Source organism: Nocardia jiangxiensis NBRC 101359 (genome assembly GCF_000308615.1).
In the GTDB taxonomy this organism is placed as follows: Bacteria; Actinomycetota; Actinomycetes; order Mycobacteriales; family Mycobacteriaceae; genus Nocardia; species Nocardia jiangxiensis.
The window spans coordinates 64676-70821 of the sequence record NZ_BAGB01000035.1 but is presented as its reverse complement, the minus strand read 5'-3'; the positions used below and the strand labels follow the sequence as shown (position 1 = coordinate 70821).

Sequence of the window (6146 nt, the reverse complement as noted above, 5' to 3'; positions counted from 1 at the left end):
GATCGCGTCGACCGCGATGATGCCGGGACCGTGCTCGCCGATCTGGGCCCGCAAGTGGTCGGGCTCGTGGTGTCGGAAGAGGTGAATCGGCGCTGCCGCCACCACGGCGCCTTGCCGCAGCGACATGTGTGCCTTCTCGTCGACATAGACCGGAGTCTGCGGATCCGCGATCGCTTGCAGCAGACCGAGATTCGCGTCCCAGCCCGACTGGCACACGATGCCGGCGCCGGCCTGCGTGTAGCGAGCCAGGCGGTTGCCCAGCGTGCCCTGGTCGACGCACTGCTGTGGTGACCCGGCACCGGAGAATGCGGCAGCGACCGCCTCGGGGATCCGAGGATCGTCGGCCAGGGCGAGATAATCGTTTCCGGTCAGCACGACGTCCTCGGCTGTGGGGTGGCGACCGTGAAGGAACGGCCTGGTTCCGCGTGCGCCGTTCAGCCGCTCCGCATGGAAATGCTCGATCCGGTCCTTGACCCGTGCGGCAACGGTTGCCACCTGTGCGCCTCCTGTGATTCACGACCGCTTCCGGTGCCGAGAACGTGGTTGTCCTCGATACCGCTCGTCACGATCATCACCCGCCGAGACCGTGGCAGGCCCGGTCGACGCGGTGACGAAACTCTGACATTCATTTCTCGGTCCCTACCGAAGGACTTCCGCGCTGTGCCGGAAAGTGGCTGGGCAAGGCGACGATTCAGCGTCGCCGTCGGGCGCGCAGGCTCCGGATCGCATAGGCGAGCGCACTGATCGCGAGCATGGTCGCGGACAGCAGGAGCCAGCGCGGGAGGAACGCTTGCTGGTTGCCTCCGGTGGCTGCGTGGTAGGTGGTTGCACTCTGCTGGATGATGCCGGGGAAGAACAGCAGAAACGACAATCCGATCCCGAGGAGAGGTACTCGGATGTAGTTCAACGGCGACACCTGCAGTCCGGCCCGGGTCGACGCGGCGGCGAGGACACGATCGAGGAGGGCGTATGCGGGGAACAGGATGAGGTCGTGGGCGATGATGGCCGCCGCGAACCATACCGCGATGGCCTGCCACCACACCCGGTGGTTCCACAGGGCGTCGAACCCGAGCACCCACACGCTGTAGCCGGTGAGCGCGAACGAGGCCAGCAGCACGGGTACATGCAGTGGGTGTGCTCCGTATACGCGTTTCCGTCGGTGGATCAGTCTGCCGGTGGCCATCTCATGCTCTCCGGAATTCGATGCTGGCGACCCATGTCGTGTTGTGCACGCCGCGCATGGCGGGGACGATGATCCGCCCCGGCCTGTTCGAGGGAGCTCACCGCCGCGGAAGCGGGCTGCTCCACCCCGGCATGGTGGGCCAGATCGCACAGCCGTACTCCGGTCCAGGTTTGCACCGTGGACCATCCTTCGACGCAGGCGATGGGGAGCCGGGCGGTGTGTTGCGGCATGGCCGGCAGCGTCGCCCGGTCCAGGTGTACGGGAGCGTCCGCGCGGTAGCAGCAGTGCGGCCCGGCGGGTGAATCCGCCACTCGCGCTGAAGATATGTCGCAGTCTGCGCTTCCCGCGGTCGCCACCAGCGCTCGAATCCCGAATCGGTACCGCATTCGGTTGTCCGGCCAGGGCGAATGACGAAACAGTGACGGCCTGGAAAGACATCCGAGGATCGCTCGGTAGCTCTCTTCTCGCCACCGCCCTCGCGGACGGCGCCACCGAGCATGAGCGTCCGGTGTTGTAACCGTTCGGTAGCGGGCGGGCGAACCCCGTAGCGGCAGAACGTATTCGCCAATTACAGTGCCCAGACGTGACAACCGACGACGATGCGCTCAATGTCAATACCGCGCACACCGCCCGCGTGTACGACTACTACCTGGGCGGCAAGGACCACTTCAAAGCCGATCGTGTCGCTGGTGAGCATGCCGAGCAGGTGCATCCGCATGTACGCACTTCCGCGCTCGAGAATCGCAAGTTCATGCTGCGCGCGGTGCGCCACCTGGCCGGGCAGGGGGTGCGGCAGTTCCTCGACATCGGTACCGGTATCCCGACCGAACCCAATCTTCACCAGGCCGCTCAGGAGGTCGCCCCGGCTGCGCGCGTGGTGTACGTCGACAACGACAGCCTGGTCCTCAGTCATGCCCGTGCCTTGATGACCGGCACCGATGAGGGGCGCACCACCTATGTTCATGCCGATGTCCGGCAGCCCGATTCGATCCTGACCGCACCAGAACTGCTCGACACTCTCGACCTGTCGCAACCGGTAGCGGTGTCGGTGATCGCGCTCGCGCATTTCCTCGACGACCCCCAGGATCCCTTCGGCATCGTCGCGGAGTTGATGGCCGCCGTCCCGGCGGGGTCGTATCTGGTGATGTCGCACGCGACAGCGGATTTCGGGCCGGAGATGGGGGAGGTGGCGCGCGTGTACCGCGAGTCCGGAATGACTGCTCAGGTCCGCACGGGCGACGAGTTCGCCCGCTTCTTCAGCGGTCTGGATCTCATCGATCCGGGGATCACCACCCCGCACCGGTGGCATCCGGACATCGACCCGTCCGAGGCTATGGATGGGCAGGTCCAATTTTACGCCGGAGTTGCCCGGAAGAACTGACCGCTGGTGTGACCTGGTCGGTGCATCGTGACCGAGGCAGAGCGCATCATGCCGATCGCCGTTTCTGGCACGTGCCGAGCGGAATGCCGAACTGTTCCAGCGCGAATGGTGTGAGGGTTCCCGGTCGACGTAACTGTCGGGTTCCCGCAGCTTCTCGCCGGCCTGCGCGCTGAGCGCAGGCCGGTGCTGCCGACCGGTCGTGATGTCGAGTGTCCGGAGACTCGAAACAGGTTGCCCTGGTTGTCGATCGGTAGTCGCCGTCTCGGCGGAGCATCGCAGGCGGCGACCGCCCGAACGGAGTGGTGTTACCGGTGCAGGTCGAAGCGGTCGAGGTTCATGACCTTGGTCCAGGCGGCGACGAAGTCGCGCACGAACTTCTCCCCGGCACGGGCGGTGCCGTAGACCTCCGCGACCGCGCGCAGTTCCGAGTTGGAGCCGAAGACGAGGTCGACGCGGCTGCCGGTCCACTTCGCCTTGCCGCTCGCGCGGTCGGTACCGACGAATGTGTCGTCGTCGGCTGCCGAGGGTTCCCATTTCGTGCGCATGTCGAGCAGGTTCACGAAGAAGTCGTTGGTGAGCGTGCCCGGTTTCGCGGTGAAGACGCCCAGTGGCGACTGCTTGTGGTTCGCGCCGAGTGCCCGCAGGCCACCGATGAGGACGGTCATCTCGGGAGCGCTGAGGGTCAGCAGGTTCGCCTTGTCGAGCAGCAGGTACTCGGCCGGGAGCCGGGTGCCCTTGCCGACGTAGTTGCGGAAGCCGTCCGCGGCCGGTTCGAGCAGCGAGAACGACTCGATATCGGTCAGCTCCTGCGTAGCGTCGGTACGGCCCGGGGTGAACGGCACCGTGATGTCGAATCCGGCGTCCTTGGCGCCCTTCTCGACCGCCGCGACACCGCCGAGCACGACCAGATCCGCGAACGAAATCCGCATGTTCCCGGATCGGTCGGAGTTGAACGACTCCGCAATGCCTTCGAGCGTGCGCACCACCTGCGCCAGCTCGTCGGGTTCGTTGACCTCCCACCCGGCCTGCGGCTGCAACCGGATCCGGCCGCCGTTGGCGCCGCCGCGTTTGTCGCTGCCGCGGAACGACGACGCCGCCGCCCACGCCGTGGAAACCAGCTGCGGCACAGTCAATCCCGAGGACAGGATGCGGCTCTTCAGGTCGGCGGTCTCCGCGGGACCGACCAATTCGTGATCGACCTCGGGAACCGGGTCCTGCCACAGCAGCGTCTCGGCCGGGACGAGCGGCCCGAGGTAGCGGGTCTTGGGGCCCATGTCGCGGTGGATCAGTTTGTACCAGGCCTTGGCGAATTCCTCGGCGAGTTCCTCGGGATGGTCGAGCCAGCGCCGCGTGATCGGCTCGTAGATCGGGTCGAGTCGCAGCGACAGGTCGGTGGTCAGCATCGACGGGGTGCGCGTGCGCGTCCCGCCCTGCGGGTCGGGCACGGTGTCGGCCCCGGCGCCGTCCTTCGGGACATACTGCCAGGCCCCGGCCGGGCTCTTGGCTTTCTCCCACTCGTAGCCGTAGAGGGTTTCCAGGAAGCTGTTGTCCCACTGCGTCGGTGTCGGCGTCCAGGTCACCTCGATACCGCTGGTGATGGCATCCGCGCCGACGCCGGTGCGGAAGCTGCTGCGCCAGCCCAGGCCCTGCTCCTCGAGCGGGGCCGCCTCCGGCTCGGGACCGACGAGATCGGCATCACCGGCGCCGTGGGTCTTGCCGAAGGTGTGCCCGCCCACGATGAGCGCCGCGGTCTCGACGTCGTTCATCGCCATTCGGCGGAAGGTCTCCCGGATGTCGACCGCCGCAGCCAACGGGTCCGGATTGCCGTTGGGCCCTTCGGGATTGACATAGATCAGGCCCATTTGCACTGCGGCCAAAGGGCTTTCCAGGTTTCGCTGGCCGGTGTAGCGCTCGTCGCCGAGCCAGGTGTGCTCGGGCCCCCAGTACACGTCCTGGTCGGGCTCCCACTGGTCGACGCGGCCGAAGCCGAACCCGAAGGTCTCGAACCCCATGGAGTCCAGTGCCACGTTACCGGCGAACACGATCAGGTCGGCCCACGACAGCGCCGGGCCGTACTTCTGCTTGACCGGCCACAGCAGCCGGCGGGCCTTGTCCAGGCTGGCGTTGTCGGGCCAGCTGTTGAGCGGTGCGAACCGCTGCATACCCCCGCCGGCGCCGCCACGGCCGTCGTGGATGCGGTAGGTGCCGGCCGCATGCCAGGACATCCGGATGAACAACGGCCCGTAGTGGCCGAAGTCGGCCGGCCACCAGTCCTGCGAGGTGGTCATGAGTTGTTCGAGGTCGCGGCGGACCTCGTCCACATCGAGGGTGGCGAATTCGGTGGCGTAGTCGAAGTCGGGGCCCATCGGGTCGGCGACCGCGGGATTCTGCGCCAGGATCCGCAGGTTCAGCTGGTTGGGCCACCACTCCCGGTTGCTGTTTCCGCCCTCGACGGGATAGTTCAGACTGCCGACGACCGGGCAGCCGCTCACGCCGGGCTCGGTGCTGGCCTCTGCGATGGGTGGGTGTTCCTCGGGCACGTCAGTTCCTTTCGATAGCAAGCAGATTCGGGCTCTCGATCACGGAAGATGTTGCGAGGAGGGAGAGTTCGAACAGGCAGGGCACAAACCCCAATAGACGACTTCGGCCTCGTCGATGACGAAACCGTGACTGTCGGAGGCGGTCAGGCAGGGGATCTCGCCGACAGCGCAATCGACATCGGCGATCACGCCGCATTCTCGGCAGACGGCGTGGTGATGGTTGTCGCCGACGCGTGTCTCGTAGCGCGCCACCGAGCCCGTCGGCTGGATGCGCCGCAGCAGACCCGCCGCGGTCAGGGCCCGCAGCACGTCGTAGACGGCCTGATGAGACACCGCTCCCAGCGCCTCGCGCACCAGCCCGATGATCGAATCCGTATCCGAATGCGGCCTGCGATGCACCGCCGTGAGCACCGCTATCCGCGGCGCCGTGACCCGCAGCGCAGAGCCGCGCAGCAGTGCCTCGAAGTCCGGAGTCGTGGACACACTCTGAAGTATGACCCATTCAACCGGACATAGGGGCAAGGTTCGAGCAAACCCGCAGAAATCTCCGTAGCTCGATTTCAGGATCGGATTCGCGCGCCGGTGCAACCCTGGCAAACTATTCGGATGCGACGGATCGTTCAGGATGACCGCCGAGCGGTGTTCGCCCGCCGGAGGGCCCTTCGGTGCACGTGCCGCGGGTAGTTCGACCCTGGTTGCGGCCGTGGCCTCGGGGTGTGCTGGAGAGTATGTCGAAGCATCGGAAGATTTACCAGGATCATCGCACGTTGACCCGGGCCGAGCTGGCTGACGAACTGCGCCGACTGGCCGGTGACCTCGAGGCTGGTGGGGAGCTGGGCTATGCCGGAATGGGGGGCGCCGTCAGCGTGCCCCCGCAGGTGATCCGGGAGCTGGAGATCGAACGCAGCAAGGACGACACCGGCTGGAAGGTCGAGGTCGAATTCGCCTGGGCCGACCGGCAGAGCGCGTTGGAAACGATTGCCGCCCAGCCGGACCATTCCGCGCAGCGGCAGTAGACGCGCGCAGGTAATCGCCGAGCGGG

Annotated in this window: 6 protein-coding genes and 1 pseudogene; 2 read left to right on the top strand and 5 right to left on the bottom strand. The window is 66.6% G+C overall.

Annotated features, from left to right (window positions below):
• The 3 genes and pseudogenes from ON40_RS12030 to ON40_RS53170 form a co-directional block, all read right to left on the bottom strand.
• A partial coding sequence (locus ON40_RS12030; RefSeq protein WP_040821832.1) for a PLP-dependent aminotransferase family protein occupies nt 1–495 on the bottom strand: 495 nt, incomplete at its 3' end.
• Nucleotides 496–691: 196 nt separating this feature from the next.
• The gene (locus ON40_RS12025; RefSeq protein ID WP_040821830.1) at nt 692–1183 is read right to left on the bottom strand and encodes a hypothetical protein; all 492 of its coding nucleotides are present in this window, start codon (nt 1181–1183) and stop codon (nt 692–694) included.
• A gap of 1 nt (nt 1184) precedes the next feature.
• Nucleotides 1185–1446: pseudogene (locus tag ON40_RS53170) on the bottom strand (molybdopterin-binding protein); the annotation flags it as partial.
• Between the two features lie 320 nt (nt 1447–1766).
• Between ON40_RS53170 and ON40_RS12020 the strand changes: the two are divergent.
• Nucleotides 1767–2564 (top strand): SAM-dependent methyltransferase, encoded by a 798-nt coding sequence (locus ON40_RS12020; protein ID WP_051193008.1) that lies wholly within the window; start codon nt 1767–1769, stop codon nt 2562–2564.
• 305 nt (nt 2565–2869) lie between these two features.
• Here ON40_RS12020 and katG read toward each other — a convergent pair whose 3' ends face one another.
• Together katG and ON40_RS12010 are read right to left on the bottom strand one after the other, a co-directional pair.
• Nucleotides 2870–5104 carry a catalase/peroxidase HPI gene (katG, locus tag ON40_RS12015; RefSeq protein ID WP_040821828.1) on the bottom strand — a complete coding sequence of 745 codons (2235 nt, stop codon included), beginning with the start codon at nt 5102–5104 and terminating at the stop codon, nt 2870–2872.
• 39 nt (nt 5105–5143) lie between these two features.
• Entirely contained in the window at nt 5144–5587 is a 444-nt protein-coding gene (locus ON40_RS12010; protein ID WP_040821827.1) for a Fur family transcriptional regulator, read from the bottom strand.
• A 245-nt stretch (nt 5588–5832) separates the two neighbouring features.
• On the opposite strand from ON40_RS12010, the gene ON40_RS12005 reads away from it, so the two are divergent.
• Nucleotides 5833–6120 carry an amphi-Trp domain-containing protein gene (locus tag ON40_RS12005; RefSeq protein ID WP_157186273.1) on the top strand — a complete coding sequence of 96 codons (288 nt, stop codon included), beginning with the start codon at nt 5833–5835 and terminating at the stop codon, nt 6118–6120.
• Nucleotides 6121–6146: the final 26 nt, after the last annotated feature.

Coding starts and splice junctions, on each gene's coding strand:
- ON40_RS12005 (WP_157186273.1), top strand. CDS start 5,833: ATGTCGAAGCATCGGAAGATTTACCAGGATCATCGCACGTTGACCCGG.
- ON40_RS12025 (WP_040821830.1), bottom strand. CDS start 1,183: ATGGCCACCGGCAGACTGATCCACCGACGGAAACGCGTATACGGAGCA.